Origin of the sequence: Actinophytocola sp. (assembly GCF_050699935.1) — a bacterium.
GTDB lineage: Bacteria > Actinomycetota > Actinomycetes > Mycobacteriales > Pseudonocardiaceae > Actinophytocola.
This window is the reverse complement of sequence record NZ_JBOHGB010000021.1, coordinates 51,403-67,337: the sequence shown is the minus strand read 5'-3', so window position 1 is coordinate 67,337 and position 15,935 is coordinate 51,403. Positions and strand designations below refer to the sequence as shown.

The following is a 15,935-nucleotide window of genomic DNA, read 5'->3' as shown; positions in this document are numbered from 1 at the left end:
GACGACGAGCCGCCCGGCCGGCCCGCGCGGCGCGACGCCGTGGAGCTGCTCGACCCGACCGGCGACGAGGAGGAGCCGCACATCCCGCTCGAACCCGACGACGAGGATCGCCGCCCTCACCGCCGACGCCCCACGCGAGGAAGGCGTCGTGCACCGCGCCGGGCCGGCGGCTGACTTCCAGAATTTCCAGATCTGTGGGTGAGACGTGGACGCGGTTGTTCACCGAACGCTAGTTTCCGGTCACCGCCGAACACACTCAGCGTGAAGGGCTGTGGGCATGAGGGCACGCGTTCTGCCGCTGCTGGCCGCGGTACTGGTGGGGTGTTCGGCCGAGACCGGCGGTACGCCCGTGGCCGAGCCGAGCGCACCCGGTAGCACTGGCACACCATCCGCACGACCGGTGTCGCTGGCCGAGGTGGATCCCTGTGCGCTGCTCACCGAGGAGATCGCGGTGGAGGTCGGCGTCGAGGATGTCGGTGCGGGCCGTCCCTCCAAGATCAGCCGGGGGTGCGGCTGGTTCGTCGACAACTGGGGACAGGAGGGCGACGCCTACACGGTTGCCATCTCCGTCGACGAGACGCGGGGGCTTGACGACCTGCCTTCGGACCTCGACCGGACACCGCTGACCGTCGGCTCGCGGGAGGCGGTCCAGGTGGAAACGTATGACGTGTGCTCGATCATCATGTACGTGAGCGAGAGCTCACGCGCTGACGCCAGCGCCGTGGGCTCTGACACCAGCACCTTGGACGAGTTCGACTCCTGCCGGATGGCGTTACGGCTCGCGGAGCTGATCGAGCCGGCGCTGCCCCTGGAGTGACCTCAGCCGAACACGGTGCGCGCGCCGGGCACGCAGCTGACCTCGACCAGGCCGTCCCACATCCGCGAGTCGAGTGGAAACGCGTGCGACAGAACCACAGGATCAGACAAATGCACGTCACCATCCTCCATCGCCGGGTGACATGATGCGGGGCATGCCCATCTCCGTCCGAGCCGACCTCGCCGAACTCCCGGACTACGTGCCCGGCCGCAAGATCCCCGGCGCGATCGTGCTGTCCAGCAACGAAGTCTCCACGCACGCGCCGGCGTCCGTGCTCGCCGCGATCACGGACGCGGCCGCCGACGTCAACCGGTACCCGCAGATGGCCAACGACGACGTGCAGGCCAAGACGGCGGCGTACCTGGGCCAGCCCGAGGAACGAGTGGCGATCGGCGCCGGTTCGGTGGCGCTGGCCCAGCAGGTCCTCCAGGCGATGTGCGTCGAGGGCCAGGAAGTCGTGTTCGCCTGGCGGTCGTTCGAGGCGTACCCGATCATCACGCAGATCGTCGGGGCACGCGACGTCAGGGTGCCGCTGACCGCGGACTACCGGCACGACCTCGACGCCATGGCCGGCGCGGTCACGGACGACACGCGGGTGCTGTTCATCGCGAACCCGAACAACCCGACCGGCACCGCGCTGCGCACCGCGGAGCTGGAGCGCTTCCTCGACCGCGTGCCGGACCACGTGCTGGTCGTCCTGGACGAGGCGTACCGCGAGTTCGCCACCGACCCCGACGTGCCCGACGGGCTCGCGCTGGCCGAGGGCCGGGAGAACCTCGCGGTCCTGCGCACGTTCTCGAAGGCGTACGGGCTGGCCGGGGTGCGAGTCGGCTACTCGGTGGCGCCGCCCGCAGTGACGGCCGCCGTGCGCAAGGTCGGCATCCCGTTCGCGGTGAACCGGATGGCGCAGGCGGCGGCGATCGCGGCCATGGACGCCGCCGACGAGCTGCTGGCCCGGTGCGGGCCGGTGGCCGTCGAGCGGGAGCGGGTGCGCTCGGCGCTGCTGGAGATGGGCTACGAGGTGCCGCCGTCGCAGGCGAACTTCGTGTGGCTGCTCCTCGGCGACCGGACGGCCGCGTTCAACCAGCACTGCCTGGAGCAGAAGATCGTCGTGCGGGCGTTCGTCGGGGACGGTGCCCGGGTGACGATCGGGCTCCCGGAGGAGAACGACGCGTTCCTGGCGGCGGCCCGCACATTCCCGCCTCCCCGGAATTGAAAGTGTTGGTTACGTTCCGGCGGATGGTGCGGCTGGGTTGCGTCACGGTCCCCTGAGGTCACGGAATTCCCTTGTCTCTCAGGCGGCTGCCAGTCGCGGCCGGTCGTTGTGTGCGGAATCGGCATGCGCGCGGGCGCGCACGGCGAACTGCCGACGGGCGGTGGCGACGCGCCGCCAGTGCGCCGTCCGTGCCACGGCGGCCGACGCGCTGAAGTTGGCCAGCACGTCCGCGGCCCGCGCCGCGGACGCGATCTCCGCGGCCGCGGCGGCGAAGTCACCCGCGTCGATCAGCGAGTAGGCGTGCCGCATCTCGGCCTGCGCGGTCGCGTAGATCGCGTAGGCGGTCAGGTTGTCCGCTAGCGAACCGAGTGGGTGAGACACCGAACTCTCCGATCTGTGCCGTCTTGCTCCTTCACCCATACGTCGAAGCAGCGACGACCGAATCGACACCCGCCCACAAGATTTTCTCGGCCGCGTCCCGTCGTTGCCGTGGCGACGAACCTCGGGCATCCTGAAAACGCACAACTACACAGCGCGAGCGCATCTCCTACTGGGCCGGCCCGTCGCGACTTGGGGGTCGATCGGCCGGATCAGAGGAGAAAGGAGCACCCCCGCCGTGGGTGAGCTGTGGCTCGTTGGTGTGTTGGTGAGTGCGGCGTTGGCGCTCCGGATTCTGACCGAGATCGTGGTCATCATCTGGTCGTTGCGGGCTGACAAGGCTGGTCGCGAGCACGCGATCAAGATCCTCCAGCAGCTCAGCATCAGGCGCGGACGCAAGCCGCCGTAAGGCGGCGTCGCCTGGTGGCGGCGGGTCGTGACCCGCTGCCTCCAGGCGACTCTCGTTCTGGCGAGCTCACCAGTACCGGCTCGTCGGGCGGCGCCGGTGGCGGGTCTGCCAGCAGGACTCGTGCCAGTGGCGGCGGTCGGCCACGCCGCCCGTGTCGTCCGCCGGCCAGACCACGACGTGCGCGGTGCCGGGGCGGATCTCGTGGTCGCAGCCGGGGCAGCGGTACTGCTTCGTCGACCGGTCGCCGGGGATCCGGCGAACCAGCCACTCGCCGTCCGGGGCGGACTCGGGCTGCTGCCAGCCAACGACCGGCGGGCCGGGTGGCTCGGCGCGCCGGGTCCGGTGACGGTTGCGGCGGGGCACGGTCGATCACGGTACTGACCGGCGAGGCGGCAGGGCACAATGGTCCCGTGCCGACCTACGAGTTCCGCTGCCACGAGTGCGCCGTGACGTTCGACGTCCAGCGCCCGACGAGCGCGTCGTCCGACCCCGCAATCTGCCCGGACGGTCACCCGAACCAGTCCGCCTCCCCGGAATTCAATGCGTCGGTTGCGTCCCAGCGAACGCTGCGGATGTCCGGCTGATTGTGGCTGGGTGCCGTCACGGTACCCCTGAGGTCACCATGGTCGGCCCAAGACCTCACACGCCGTAGTCCCGGAAGCCCTTGCCCGCCTTGCGGCCCAGCCGGCCCGCGGTGACCAGGTGCTCCAGCAGCGGCGCGGGCGCGAACCCGGCGTCCCGGAACTCGTAGTACAGCGCGCGCTCGATCGCGAGTGACACGTCCAGCCCGACCACGTCCAGCAGCTCGAACGGGCCCATCGGCAGCCCGCAGCCGACCTTCATCGCCGTGTCGATGTCGTCGGCGTCCGCGTAGTGCGCCTCCAGCATCTTGACCGCGTCGTTCAGGTACGGGAACAGCAGGGCGTTCACGATGAACCCGGCCCGGTCCGCGCAGTGCACCGGATGCTTGCCGACCCGCTGGCACACCGCACGCGCGGTCGCCACCACGTCGTCGGCCGACGAGATCGTCGACACGACCTCCACCAGCTTCATCACCGGCGCCGGGTTGAAGAAGTGCAGCCCCACGACGTCCGCCGGCCGCGAGGTGGCCACCGCGCACTCGATCACCGGCAGCGACGACGTGGTGGTCGCGAGGACCGCGCCCGGCTTGACCACCTCGTCGAGGGCGCCGAACACCGCCCGCTTGACCCCCAGCTCCTCGGCCACCGCCTCGATCACCAGGTCGCAGTCGGCCAGCTCGTCGAACTCGACGACGCCGCGGACCCGGCCGAGCACCGCCACACCATCCTCTTCGGACAGCCGGCCCTTCGAGACCTGGCGGTCCATGGACTTGCGCACGGCCGCGAGCGCCGCGTCCGCCCGCTCCCCCGACCGCGCCCGCAGCACGACGTCGAACCCATTGCGCGCGAACACCTCCGCGATGCCGGTCGCCATCGTCCCGGTGCCGACCACGCCGACCCGCGTGACGTCCCGTGTGGACACGGCGGCCGCCGGCGCCGGGACGGGAGTGAGCGCGTCCGGCACGACCGTCGGCGAGTCCAGGCCGTCGTAGGAGTAGAAGCCACGCCCGGACTTGCGGCCGAGCAGCCCGGCCGTGATCATCTGCCGCAGGATCGGGGCCGGCGCGTGCAGGCGGTTGCGCGACTGGCGGTACATCGTCTCGAGGATCTCGTACGCGGTGTCCAGCCCGATCAGGTCGAGCAGCGCGAGCGGCCCCATCGGGTAACCGCAGCCCAGCCGCATCGCCGCGTCGAGGTCCTCGCGCGTGGCGTAGTGGGACTCGTACATCGACGCGGCGTGGTTGAGGTAGCCGAACAGCAGCGCGTTCGCGATGAACCCGGCCCGGTCCCCGATCACCACCGGCTCCTTGCCGAGCTTGCGGGCGAACGCCTCGACGTCGGCGATCACGTCCGGCTCGGTGACGACCGTGCGGACGATCTCCACGAGCCGCAGCACCGGCGCCGGGTTGAAGAAGTGCAGCCCGACGACCTTGCCCGGCCGCCCGGTGTGCACGCCGATCTCGGTGACCGACAGCGAGGACGTGTTCGAGCACAGGATCACGTCCGGCCGGCAGACCTCCTCGAGCTCGGTGAACACCCGGGCCTTCAGCTCGAGGCTCTCCGGGATCGCCTCGACGACGAGGTCGGCGTCGGCCAGGTCGGCGAGCGAGGTGGTGTAGGTGATCCGGTCGAGCAGCGCCGCGCGGGCGGCCTCGTCCAGCTTGCCGCCCGAGCGCGCCCGCTCGGTGGAGTGCTCGAGGTGCTCGCGGGCGCGGGCGACGCAGTCCCGGTCGAGCTCGACGCCGATCACCCGGATGCCCGTGCGGGCGACGACCTCGGCGATGCCGGCACCCATCGTGCCCAGCCCGACCACTCCGACACATCCGAACTCGCGGGCCATGGCAACCTCCGGAGACGACGAACCGGGTACGCCGGATGCTACCTATGAGTAACTAAGATCGCGGGTCCGCCGTGGTACGCCTCACGGGCACGTCATGCCTTGGGCAGGGTCGGGATCAGGGCCTTCGCGAGCGCCCGCGCGGGGTCGCACGGGTCCGCACCCGCGTCGGCTTCGCGCCTGTCGAGGAAGATGTGCACGATCTCGGCGTCCTCGCCGGCGAACTGGCGGTGCGGCCACTGCAGCTCGCAGCTCGCGGCGGTGGACCTGGTGGCCTGCTCGTAGGCGGTGACGCCGCCGCCGAGGTCGACGGGGTCGCCACTGGAGCCGCCCCTCGCCGGGTCGTAGCCCAGGCGCAGCCAGAGGCCGAGGTTGCCGGTGCTGCCGCTCCAGTTGCACCAGTGGAGGTTGTACGGCGCGCCGGCATCGACGTTCTCGCCGAGCGCCGTCCGCAGCGCGGCGTCCTTGACGACCTCGCACGGGTCGAGCTCGAGCAGCGTGCCCCGGGGCGTCTCGTAGCTGGGCGGGTCGGTGCGGACGAGGTCGACGACGCCGGTCATCACCGTGCGGGCGGCCTTGCAGAGGTCCTTCGAGTCGCCGCCGGCCTGGATGGTGATGCCGAAGTTGGGCGAGGTCGAGGTGACGACGGTGCTGAAGCAGGCGTCGCCGGAGTCGAGCTCGTTCTCGAGCGCGGGCAGGCCGCCGATGTTCTGGTTGGCCTGATCGGCGTTGCTGACGTTGTCGCCGAGGGTCAGGCTGATGTTGAGGTCCTCACCCGCGGCGTCGGTCATGTAGTTGCCGCACTCGGCGAAGTCGCCGCGCTCGTTGGTCGCCGGCTCGCCGACGCTGGCGAGGATGTCGTCGGTCAGCAGGCCGCAGGGGTCGACGGTACGCAGCTTCGCGGCGGCGAAGGCGGGGTCGTTGGTCCTGGGCTCCCCGGTGGTCGCGCCGTCCCCGCTGCCCCCGCCCTGGCCGGCGGGCACGGTCGTGCGCTGGAAGGTCACCTTGGCCGTGTCGACCGCACCCCCGCAGCCCGCGAGGACGACGACCGACACGACGGCGGTGGCGGCGAGCCGTAGTCCCCTCACACGTGCACCGTAGCCAGTGGGCGCCGGGCACGGTGGGAGAACCCCGGTTTCGTCAGCGCCGCGAGATCGGCGCCGACTCCGGGGACGGGTCAGAAGAGGCGGAACTCGTCGGAGTCCATGCCGCGGAGGGCGTCGTAGTCGAGGGTGACGCAGCGGATGCCGCGGTCCTCGGCGAGGGTGCGTGCCTGGGGCTTGATCTGCTGGGCCGCGAACACGCCGCGCACCGGAGCCAGCAGCGGGTCGCGGTTGAGCAGGTCCAGGTAGCGGGTCAGCTGCTCGACGCCGTCCAGCTCGCCGCGGCGCTTTATCTCCACCGCCACCGTGGCACCGTCCGCGTCGCGGCACAGGATGTCCACCGGGCCGATGGCGGTGGGGTACTCCCGGCGGACGAGCGAGTAGCCGTCGCCCAGCGTCGTGATGTGCTCGGCCAGCAGGGCCTGCAGGTGGGCCTCCACGCCGTCCTTCACCAGGCCGGGCTCGGCGCCCAGCTCGTGCTTCGAGTCGTGCAGGATCTCCGCCAGCGTGATCACCAGCTTCTCGCCGGCCTTGTTCGCCACGGTCCACGTGCCGGGCTCCTCGGTCAGCCAGCACGGCGGGCTCATCCAGTTCAGCGGCTTGTACGCCCGGTCGTCCGAGTGCACGGACACCGAGCCGTCCGACTTCACCAGCAGTAGCCGGGTCGCCATGGGCAGGTGGGCGGTGAGCCGGCCGGCGTAGTCGACCTGGCAGCGAGCGATCACGAGACGCACGCGGGGCAGGCTAGCCGACCGCCCCGGCACATCCGGGGACCGCCAGGCTGGTGTCCCGTGATCACGGTGCGAGGTCTGGTCCCGACCAACGCAACCTCAGGGGACCGTGACGGCACCCAGCCACAGTCAACCGCCTGACCGCCACCATCCGGTGGAACGCAACCCACACTTTGAATTCCGGGGAGGCGGGCTAGTCGAGCCAGTCCGGCTTGCGCTTCTCCAGGAAGGCGGCCATGCCCTCGCGCGCGCCCGGGAGCTGCGACGCCGCCGCCATGACCTCCAGGGCGATGGCGTACGCGTCCGCCTCCGGGCGGTCCAGCTGGGCGTACACGGTCTGCTTGCCGAGCGCCTTGCTCGCCCGGCTGCCACGGGTGGCCCGCGCGAGCAGCTCGTCGACCGCGGCGTCGAGCTCGTCGTCGGGGACCACGCGGTTCACCAGGCCCCAGTCGAGGGCGGTGGCGGCGTCGACCACGTCGCCGGTGAGCACCAGCTCCATCAGGCGCTTTCGGCCGACCGACCGCGCCACCGGCACGGCCGGCGTGTGGCAGAACCAGCCGCCCTTCCCGCCCGGCAGCGCGAACCCCGCGGACGACGCCGCGACGGCCAGGTCGCAGGACGCCACCAGCTGGCAGCCGGCGGCCGTCGCCAGACCGTGCACACGCGCGACCACCACCTGCGGGATCGACTGGATCGTGCGCATCAGCTCGGTGCACAGCGCCAGCAGCTCGCGCACGCCCATCAGGTCCCGGGCCGCCACGTCGCCGAAGTCGTGGCCGGCCGAGAACACCGGCCCCGCGCCGGCCAGCACCACGCCCGAGGCCTTCGAGTCCCCGGCCGCCCGGAAGGCGTCCAGCAGCTCGGCGAGGTGCTCCGCCGACAGCGAGTTGCGCCGGGCCGGCCGGTTCATCGTGATCCGGACCGTGTCCCCGTCGGTCCCGACCAGTAGGTGGGAGTACATACCGAGGACGCTAGCCCCGGTCGAGCACCGCCGCCAGGAACGAGCGGGTGCGCTCGTGGTCGGGCTCGGTGAACAGCTTGTCCGGCGGCGCGTCCTCGATGATCTGGCCGCCGTCGAACATCAGCACCCGGTCCGACACGTCCCGGGCGAAGTTCATCTCGTGGGTCACGCAGAGGAACGTGATGTCCGTTGTCTGGGCGATGTCCTTGAGCAGGGCCAGCATGCCGGAGACCAGCTCCGGGTCGAGCGCGGAGGTCACCTCGTCGAGCAGCATGACGTCCGGCCGCATCGCGAGCGCACGGGCGATCGCGACCCGCTGCTGCTGGCCACCGGAGAGCTGCGTCGGGTGCGCGTCGATCTTCTCCGACAGGCCCACCAGCTCGAGCAGCTCGCGCGCCCGCTCCTCGGCCTCCGCCCGGGACAGCCCGAGCACCCGGACCGGCGCCTCGGTGAGGTTCTGGATCACCTTCATGTTGGGGAACAGGTTGAACTGCTGGAACACCATGCCGATGCGCTTGCGCACGACCCGCTGGTGCTTGTCGTCCGCGGGCACGAACCTGTCGCCGCGCTTCATGTGCGACAGGCACCCGCCGGCGACCCAGATCTTGCCGTCGGTGACCTGTTCGAGGGTCATCAGCAGCCGCAGGATCGTCGTCTTGCCCGAGCCGCTCGGCCCGATCAGCGTGACGAACTCCCCCGGCTTCACGTCGAAGTTCAGGTCGTTCAGCACGGTGACGTGGCCGAACCTCTTGACCACGTCCTCGAAGTGGATCATGACGTCGCCGTCCGGTGCGGACACGTCGCCGTCCGCCACGGCCTCAGATTGTTCCGACACGGCGCTCCATCCATCGGGTCAGTAGGGATGCCAGGAAGCTCATCACGAGGAAGAGCACACCGGCGATGGTGATCGGCTCGACATACCGGAAGGCGGACGAACCCTCCTGGAAGGCGGTGCCGACGATGTCCGTCACGCCGATGGTCAGCAGCAGCGGCGTCTCCTTGAGCATGGAGATCGTGTAGTTGCCGAGCGCCGGCAGCACCCGCGGGATCGCCTGCGGCAGGATCACCCCGATCCAGGTGCGCGACCTCGGCAGGCTCAGCGCGGTCGCCGCCTCCCACTGCCCCACCGGCACCGCCTCGATGCCCGCCCGGTACACCTCGGCGGTGTAGGTCGAGTAGTGCAGGCCGATCGCGATGATGCCGGTCGTCAGCGCGTCGAACCGCAGTCCGATGTCGGGCAGCACAAAGAACATGAAGAAGATCTGCACCAGCAGCGGGGTACTTCGGATGAGCTCGATGAACCCCGTGGTCACCACGCTGACGACCCGGATTTGCGACCGGCGCAGCAGCGCCAGCACCAAGCCCAGCACGTACGCGACGATCGACCCGATCACCGTGGCCTGGATCGTGACGAGCAGTCCGTCCCCGGCCACCTCGGGGAGCACTTCCCAGGCGTAGTCCCAGTTCCAGACGTCGTTGGCACCCTGCATCAGTCACGCACCCCACTCTGGCTAGCGGCGAGCTGGGTTTCCTTGCTCCCGGCGAGCATGCGCCGCAGGGGCCGCGGCTTCGACGGCTTTCGGCCGACCAGGGCGGCCGCCCGGCGCTCGATCCACCGCATGCCCATCGTGATCAGAATGGCGAGCACGAGGTAGTACACCAGCACGACGAGCCAGACGAGCGCGGCCTGGCTGGGCAGATAGCGGTCCAGCACCTCCCGCGCCTGGTAGGTGATCTCGTGCACGGTGATGATCGTCAGCAACGCGCTGCCCTTGAGCAGCTGGATGAACAGGTTGTTGAACGGCGGCATCATCTCGACCAGCGCCTGCGGCAGGACAACCCGCCGCATCCGCTGCGCCGGCGTCAGGCTGAGCGCGATGGAGCCCTCGTACTGGGCCCGGGGGACGGACTGCACGGCACCGCGCACGATCTCCGCCCCGTACGCGCCGAAGTTCAGCCCCAGCACGGCGATGCCGGCGGCCATCGGCACGATGTCATAGCCGACCAAGATCGGGAGCACGAAGAAGATCCACAGCAGCTGCACGACCTCGGACGTGCCGCGCCAGATCTCCACGTACACGCGAGCGATCGCGCGGATGATCCACCACCGGGACAGCATCGCCAGCCCGGCGATGAAGGACATCACCGTGGCGATCAGGATGCCGCCGACGGTCGCTCCCACCGTCAGCGGCACACCCTCGAGAATGGTTTCAAGAAACAGCGACAGGTTGTCGAACACGGCGCGCCCGCCTATCGAGCCCGTGCGAGCGTCACTCGCCGGCGCACAGCTGCTCCGTGGTGACGCCCTCGGGCGGCAGGTTGTCCTCGGTGAACCCGAACGGCGCGACGATCGTCAGCCACTCGCCGCTGTCGTGCAGCTTGGTGAGCTCCGCGTTGAACGCGTCGAGCAGGTCGTCCTCTCCCTTGCGGAAGACGAACCCCCCGGCCTGGATCTGGTCCTTGCCGTCGAGCACCGGGACGAAGCCGTCGGTGACCTCGAGCGGCGCGTCCGGGTTGTCCTTGATCAGCTGCCGGAGCGAGATGTCGGTCAGCGCGCCGCAGTAGGCCCGCTCGTCCTGCAGTGCCTGGAACAGCTCCGCCTGGCCGTCATAGGGCTGGATGTTGTCCGAGGAGATGCCGGTCGCCTCGGCGACGGACTGCTCGATCGTGCCCGAGAGCACCGCGACCGCCAGGCCCTTGGCCTTGACGTCCTCGAAGTTCGCGACGCCCTCCGGGTTGCCCTTGGGCACCATGAACGCCGTCGGCGTGACGTAGTCGACCACCGAGAAGTCGGCTTCCTTGCACCGGTCGGGCAGGATCGCCATGCCGGCCGCCACCATGTCGTACCGGCTGGCGTTCAACGACGGGATCAGCTGGCCGAACTCGACCTGCTCGGCCTCGACCTCGGGGATGCCCATGGCCTTGAAGACGGCCTTGGCCACCTCGGGCGCCTCACCGGTGACCTCGCCGCCCTCGGTGAACCCGTACGGCACCTCGCCGGCGATGCCGATCTTGACCGTCTTCGCGTCTTTGATTCGCTGCAGCGTGCCACCCTCGCCACTACCGGTCGTCGCGCGCTCCGAGCACGCCGAGAGCAACACCGGTCCCCCTATAGCGACCGCACCCAGCGCAGCGCCGCGCCTGAAGAGATCCCGCCGTGTCCACTTGTCGGTCGCCATTTGTCATGTCCCTTGTCTGATGAAACCGGCGTTCTCACGTCGTCGATGGGCCCCGAACGTAGGGCCATCGTCCAGACGGGGTCAAAGCCAAGCTGCAAGATCACGACGGGCCGTTAGCAAACCGAGACCTCGCCGACGAAAACGGTAGCCCTGAACTGCCCAATCGTGTCCGCGAGGTGTCCGCGAGGCCTGTCGGGAACGCCCGCTCTCAGGGGCCCGTGCAGGCCCGCTCCGTGGTGAGATCCGGGGGCGGTACGTTGGCCTCGGTGAAGCCGAACGGACTGGAGATGGCGAGCCAGTCGCCGCTCTCGTGCAGGTCCCGCAACCGGTTGTTGAACGAGTCGAGCATGCCCGACGCGTTCTCGGAAAACGCGAACGCGCCCACCGTGGGTAACCGCTTCGGTGGGGAGAAGGGCTTCTCGACGGCCAGGTCGTTGCCGGCCGACCTGATGAGCGAACGCGAGCCGATGTCGTCGAACGCGGCGCAGTCCGCCCGGCCGCGGCGCACCGAGTCCACCATCTCGGTCGGGTCGGGCACCAGGATGACGTTCGCCCGGGGCACGCCGGCCGCCGCGGCGTCCGCCTGCTCAGGCAGGTTGGCCAGGACCGCGACCTTCGCGCCCTTGGCCTTGATGTCGGCGTAGTCGGCCAGGCCCTTCGGGTTCCCGAGCGGCACGATCAGCGCGGTCCCGGACACGAAGTCGGGCACCGAGAACGTCACGCCCGCGCAGGCGTTCCTGGTGATGATCATGCCGCCGACCATGTCGAGCTCCCCGGCCACGAGCGCGACGTGGAGCACCTCGCTGGTGGGCATGAGCTTGAACTCCGGATCGGCGACACCGAGCTGGTCGAGCACGGCACGGGCCACCTCGGGCACCTGGCCGGTGACCGCGGGTCCCTCCTGGGTCACGAACGGCTCGTGCTCCAGCACGCCGATGATCATCTGGGCGGGTGCCTCGGGCGCGGAGCTCGACGCCTCCGCGGCCGGACGCGCCCTGGGGTCGGCCCGCGGGGTACCGCCGACCCGCGACGAGCAGCCCGCCGTGACCGCGGCGCCGAGAACCGTTGTGCCGTAGAGGAACTGGCGCCGCGTCCAGGCCATGGGTCACCCCGTCATCGTGGGACTTCCGTGGGCATGCCATTCGCCTCGCGGACCACGTCCACGATCTCGTTCATGATCTCGGTGAGCTCGTAGTCCTTGGGCGTGAACACCCTAGCGACGCCGCGCTCGCGTAGCACCCCCTCGTCCTTGGGCGGGACGATGCCGCCGACCACGACCGGGACGTCGTCCGCGCCGGCCGCGCGCAGCCCGTCCACCACCTCGGGCACGACCGCGAGGTGCGAGCCGGACAGGATCGACAGGCCCACCACGTGCACGCCCTCCTGCACGGCGGCCGCCACGATCTGGGCCGGGGTGAGCCGGATGCCCTGGTAGACGACCTCGAAGCCGACGTCGCGGGCCCGCACGGCGATCTGCTCGGCACCGTTGGAGTGGCCGTCGAGGCCGGGTTTGCCGACCAGCATGCGCAGCCGGCCGCCGAGCTTCTCCCCGGTCGCCCGGACCCGGTCGCGGACCGCCGCGAGCTCGCCGGACACCTCCCCTGTCGCGGCGGCGCCGGACACCCCGGTCGGCGCCCGGTACTCGCCGAACACCTCACGCAGCGCGCCGGCCCACTCCCCCGTGGTGACGCCGGCCCGCGCGCACTCGAGCGTGGCCTCCATGAGGTTGGCGTCGGTGCGGGCCACGGACGTCAGCAGCTCCAACGCTTTATCCACTTCGGACTGACTGCGTCCCTCGCGCCACCGCCTGATCGCCTGGACGGCCTCCCGCTCGACGTGCGGCTCGATCGTCTCGACGACACCCTCGCCCGCCAGCGGGCCGGGTTCGGTGGTGTCGAAGCGGTTCACGCCGACGACGACCTCCTCGCCGGTCTCGATGCGCCGGCGCCGCTCCGCGAGCGAGGTGACGAGCCGGGTCTTCATGTACCCGCTCTCGACCGCGGCGACCGCGCCGCCCATGTCCTGCACCCGCTCGATCTCCGCCCGGGCGCCGGCGACGATCTCGTCCACTTTGGACTGAATCACGGCCGAGCCGTCGAAGATGTCCTCGTACTCCAGCAGGTCCGTCTCGTAGGCGAGCACCTGCTGCATGCGCAGCGCCCACTGCTGGTCCCACGGGCGCGGCAAGCCGAGCGCCTCGTTCCACGCCGGCAGCTGGATCGCGCGGGCGCGGGCGTCGCGGGACAGGGACACCGCGAGCATCTCCAGGACGATGCGCTGCACGTTGTTCTCCGGCTGCGCCTCCGTGAGCCCGAGCGAGTTGACCTGCACGCCGTAGCGGAACCGACGGTGGCGCGGGTTCGCCACGCCGTAGCGGTCGCGCGTGATCTCGTCCCACAGCCGCGTGAAGGCACGCATCTTGCACATCTCCTCGACGAACCGCACGCCGGCGTTGACGAAGAAGGAGATGCGCGCGACGACGTCGCCCATCTGGTCCCGCGGCACCTGGCCGGAGTCGCGGACCGCGTCGAGCACGGCGATCGCGGTGCACATCGCGTAGGCCACCTCCTGCACCGTCGTGGCGCCGGCCTCCTGGAGGTGGTAGCTGCAGATGTTGGTGGGGTTCCACTTCGGCACGTTCGCGACGGTCCAGGCCACCATGTCGGTGATGAGTCGCAGACTCGGCCCGGGCGGGAACACGTAGGTGCCGCGGGACAGGTACTCCTTGATGATGTCGTTCTGCGTGGTCCCGGTGAGCCTCGCGACGACCTCGTGCCAGTCGGCGCCCTGCTCGTCGGCCTGCTCCTGCGCGAGCGAGACGTAGAGGGCGAACAGCCACATGGCGGTGGCGTTGATCGTCATCGAGGTGTTCGCCTCGGCCAGCGGGATGCCGTCGAAGAGCTGGCGCATGTCGCCGATGTGGCCGACCGGGACGCCGACCTTGCCGACCTCGCCGCGGGCCAGCACGTGGTCGGGGTCGTAGCCGGTCTGGGTCGGCAGGTCGAAGGCGACCGAGAGCCCGGTCTGCCCCTTGGCCAGGTTGCGCCGGTAGAGCCGGTTCGAGGCCGCCGCCGAGGAATGTCCGGCGTAGGTGCGCATCACCCACGGGCGGTCCCGCTCGTCATCGGTCGGGTACGGCATCGGACACCTCCGTCGACGGGTGCACCTACCGAGAGTACTGGCCGGTAACCGCGGACACCGTGGTGCCATTCCTCACAGGACGGGCGGTGCCGGCACGTGCTCGCACCGTTCGCGACGCATTGGTGGGTGCCCTTTCGGCGCCGGAGTCGGACAATGGTCGCGTGGGCGACTACACCCTGCTGATCCCGCTGGTGGTCCTCGGACTGCTGGCGCTGGTCCTGCGGTGGGCGTCCAGCCTCGACACGGACAAGGCGCACCGAAAGGACTACGGGCTGCTGCGCGAGGTGGCCAAGGTTCCGTCCTCGACCGCGGCCCGGGTGGTCGAGTCCCAGCTCAAGCGGGCCGGGGTCGCGGCCACCACGGTCCCCGCCGAGGACGGGGTCGGACTGCGCATCCTCGTCTTCCCGTCCGACGAGGCGACCGCGATCGACGTGCTGTTGCGGAACTCCCCATAGTCACCGGCCTAGCCCGACGCCCCGCCGCGGGTGCACCCTGGTGCCGGGAGGTGGCCGTCATGAAACCCCTTGTGACACCCAAGATCAAACCAAGCCGAGGCCTTCCCAACCGCACCTAAGGGGAACGTGACGCAACCCAGCCACAAGTACGTGACCAAACAGACCCTTCCGTCCCCAACGCAACCAACACAATGAATTCCGGGGAGGCGGACCCGGCTGCGGGTCGGCGGCCACGTCCGCGACCCGCTGACGCTCGACCTCGCCGCGCTGCGGGCCCGGCCCGCCATGACCCGGACGGTGACCCTGGAGTGCGCGGGCAACGGCCGGGCGCGGCTGCACCCCGCCCGGTCAGCCAGCCGTGGCTGGACGAGGCGGTCGGGACCGCGGCGTGGACCGGCTGCTCGCTGCCGGCGCTGCTGGCCGAGGCGGGCGTGCTCGACGGCGCGGTCGACGTCGCGTTCACCGGGCTCGACCACGGGACCGAGCGCGGGGTCGAGCAGGACTACGGCCGGGCGCTGCCGCTCGCGGACGCCACGGCGGAGGACGTGCTGCTGGCGTACGAGATGAACGGGGCGCCGCTGCCGCCGCAGCACGGCGCGCCCGTGCGGCTGATCGTGCCGGGCTGGTACGGGATGGCGCACGTGAAGTGGCTGCGGGAGATCACGGTGCTGTTCACGCCGTTCACCGGGTTCCAGAACGAGGTCGCCTACCGGTTGCGCACCTCGGCCGAGGATCCCGGCGTGCCGGTGTCGCGGATCCAGCCGCGGGCGCTGGCCGTCCCGCCGGGGTTCCCGGACTTCATGACCCGGCGGCGGGTCGTGGACGCGGGACCGGTGACCCTGTTCGGCCGCGCGTGGTCGGGCCGTGCCCTGGTGTCCGGAGTGGACGTGAGCGTCGACGACGGGCTGACGTGGACGTCGGCCTCGCTCGGGCCGAGCCGCTCGCGCCACGCGTGGCGGCCGTGGTCGTGCACGTGGGACGCGGTACCCGGCGAGTACACCCTGTGCTGCCGGGCGGCGGACGCCGAGGGCGTGCAGCCGGTGGAGCAGCCGTGGAACGTGCAGGGGATGGCGAACAACCTGGCGCAGCGGATCCCGGTGACCGTCCGCTGAGCCGGCGGTGGCCGG

18 protein-coding genes and 1 pseudogene are annotated in these 15,935 nt (G+C 70.6%); 7 read left to right on the top strand and 12 right to left on the bottom strand.

Translation table 11 applies throughout. The annotated features are described in order from the left end of the window. Positions 1 to 277: 277 nt before the first annotated feature. Positions 278 to 817: a DUF3558 domain-containing protein gene (locus tag ACRDTB_RS10605; RefSeq protein WP_431429879.1), complete on the top strand. Its 540-nt coding sequence runs from the start codon at positions 278 to 280 to the stop codon at positions 815 to 817. Between the two features lie 154 nt (positions 818 to 971). Beyond that, the gene (hisC, locus tag ACRDTB_RS10600; RefSeq protein WP_431429877.1) at positions 972 to 2,033 is read left to right on the top strand and encodes a histidinol-phosphate transaminase; all 1,062 of its coding nucleotides are present in this window, start codon (positions 972 to 974) and stop codon (positions 2,031 to 2,033) included. Positions 2,034 to 2,111: 78 nt separating this feature from the next. On the opposite strand, the gene ACRDTB_RS10595 is transcribed toward hisC, so the two are convergent. Further along, positions 2,112 to 2,414: a hypothetical protein gene (locus tag ACRDTB_RS10595; RefSeq protein WP_431429876.1), complete on the bottom strand. Its 303-nt coding sequence runs from the start codon at positions 2,412 to 2,414 to the stop codon at positions 2,112 to 2,114. 235 nt (positions 2,415 to 2,649) lie between these two features. Between ACRDTB_RS10595 and ACRDTB_RS10590 the strand changes: the two genes are divergently transcribed. Beyond that, the gene (locus tag ACRDTB_RS10590; RefSeq protein ID WP_431429875.1) at positions 2,650 to 2,820 is read left to right on the top strand and encodes a hypothetical protein; all 171 of its coding nucleotides are present in this window, start codon (positions 2,650 to 2,652) and stop codon (positions 2,818 to 2,820) included. Between the two features lie 66 nt (positions 2,821 to 2,886). Here ACRDTB_RS10590 and ACRDTB_RS10585 read toward each other — a convergent pair whose 3' ends face one another. Next, the gene (locus ACRDTB_RS10585) at positions 2,887 to 3,183 is read right to left on the bottom strand and encodes a hypothetical protein (RefSeq protein ID WP_431429874.1); all 297 of its coding nucleotides are present in this window, start codon (positions 3,181 to 3,183) and stop codon (positions 2,887 to 2,889) included. A 47-nt stretch (positions 3,184 to 3,230) separates the two neighbouring features. Between ACRDTB_RS10585 and ACRDTB_RS10580 the strand changes: the two genes are divergently transcribed. Next, complete coding sequence (locus ACRDTB_RS10580; protein WP_431429873.1) at positions 3,231 to 3,404, top strand: FmdB family zinc ribbon protein; 174 nt, start codon at positions 3,231 to 3,233, stop codon at positions 3,402 to 3,404. Between the two features lie 55 nt (positions 3,405 to 3,459). Here ACRDTB_RS10580 and ACRDTB_RS10575 read toward each other — a convergent pair whose 3' ends face one another. The 10 genes from ACRDTB_RS10575 to ACRDTB_RS10530 form a co-directional block, all read right to left on the bottom strand. Beyond that, positions 3,460 to 5,241, bottom strand: coding sequence for a 3-hydroxyacyl-CoA dehydrogenase family protein (locus tag ACRDTB_RS10575; protein ID WP_431429872.1), 1,782 nt, complete (start codon positions 5,239 to 5,241; stop codon positions 3,460 to 3,462). Between the two features lie 92 nt (positions 5,242 to 5,333). Beyond that, positions 5,334 to 6,326, bottom strand: a complete 993-nt coding sequence (locus ACRDTB_RS10570) for a DUF3558 family protein (RefSeq protein WP_431429871.1) — start codon at positions 6,324 to 6,326, stop codon at positions 5,334 to 5,336. An 89-nt stretch (positions 6,327 to 6,415) separates the two neighbouring features. Further along, the gene (gene nucS / locus ACRDTB_RS10565; protein ID WP_431429870.1) at positions 6,416 to 7,075 is read right to left on the bottom strand and encodes an endonuclease NucS; all 660 of its coding nucleotides are present in this window, start codon (positions 7,073 to 7,075) and stop codon (positions 6,416 to 6,418) included. Between the two features lie 190 nt (positions 7,076 to 7,265). Continuing rightward, the gene (locus tag ACRDTB_RS10560; protein ID WP_431429869.1) at positions 7,266 to 8,033 is read right to left on the bottom strand and encodes an enoyl-CoA hydratase-related protein; all 768 of its coding nucleotides are present in this window, start codon (positions 8,031 to 8,033) and stop codon (positions 7,266 to 7,268) included. Between the two features lie 10 nt (positions 8,034 to 8,043). Further along, complete coding sequence (gene ehuA / locus ACRDTB_RS10555; protein WP_431429882.1) at positions 8,044 to 8,808, bottom strand: ectoine/hydroxyectoine ABC transporter ATP-binding protein EhuA; 765 nt, start codon at positions 8,806 to 8,808, stop codon at positions 8,044 to 8,046. 43 nt (positions 8,809 to 8,851) lie between these two features. Further along, the gene (gene ehuD / locus ACRDTB_RS10550) at positions 8,852 to 9,523 is read right to left on the bottom strand and encodes an ectoine/hydroxyectoine ABC transporter permease subunit EhuD (RefSeq protein WP_431429868.1); all 672 of its coding nucleotides are present in this window, start codon (positions 9,521 to 9,523) and stop codon (positions 8,852 to 8,854) included. Continuing rightward, complete coding sequence (gene ehuC, locus ACRDTB_RS10545) at positions 9,523 to 10,272, bottom strand: ectoine/hydroxyectoine ABC transporter permease subunit EhuC (protein WP_431429867.1); 750 nt, start codon at positions 10,270 to 10,272, stop codon at positions 9,523 to 9,525. Before ehuC ends, ehuD begins: the two co-directional genes overlap by 1 nt. Positions 10,273 to 10,303: 31 nt before the next feature. Further along, positions 10,304 to 11,212 carry an ectoine/hydroxyectoine ABC transporter substrate-binding protein EhuB gene (gene ehuB, locus ACRDTB_RS10540; protein WP_431429866.1) on the bottom strand — a complete coding sequence of 303 codons (909 nt, stop codon included), beginning with the start codon at positions 11,210 to 11,212 and terminating at the stop codon, positions 10,304 to 10,306. Between the two features lie 208 nt (positions 11,213 to 11,420). Next, complete coding sequence (locus ACRDTB_RS10535; RefSeq protein WP_431429865.1) at positions 11,421 to 12,314, bottom strand: transporter substrate-binding domain-containing protein; 894 nt, start codon at positions 12,312 to 12,314, stop codon at positions 11,421 to 11,423. An 11-nt stretch (positions 12,315 to 12,325) separates the two neighbouring features. Continuing rightward, the gene (locus ACRDTB_RS10530) at positions 12,326 to 14,353 is read right to left on the bottom strand and encodes a protein meaA (RefSeq protein ID WP_431429864.1); all 2,028 of its coding nucleotides are present in this window, start codon (positions 14,351 to 14,353) and stop codon (positions 12,326 to 12,328) included. Between the two features lie 161 nt (positions 14,354 to 14,514). Between ACRDTB_RS10530 and ACRDTB_RS10525 the strand changes: the two genes are divergently transcribed. The 3 genes and pseudogenes from ACRDTB_RS10525 (at position 14,515) to ACRDTB_RS10515 (ending at position 15,920) form a co-directional block, all read left to right on the top strand. Continuing rightward, on the top strand, positions 14,515 to 14,808 hold the full coding sequence (locus ACRDTB_RS10525) for a hypothetical protein (protein ID WP_431429863.1): 294 nt from the start codon (positions 14,515 to 14,517) through the stop codon (positions 14,806 to 14,808). A 195-nt stretch (positions 14,809 to 15,003) separates the two neighbouring features. Beyond that, a pseudogene (locus ACRDTB_RS10520) lies at positions 15,004 to 15,440 on the top strand (molybdopterin-dependent oxidoreductase); the annotation flags it as partial. Then, positions 15,441 to 15,920: a hypothetical protein gene (locus ACRDTB_RS10515; RefSeq protein ID WP_431429881.1), complete on the top strand. Its 480-nt coding sequence runs from the start codon at positions 15,441 to 15,443 to the stop codon at positions 15,918 to 15,920. Positions 15,921 to 15,935 lie beyond the last annotated feature (15 nt).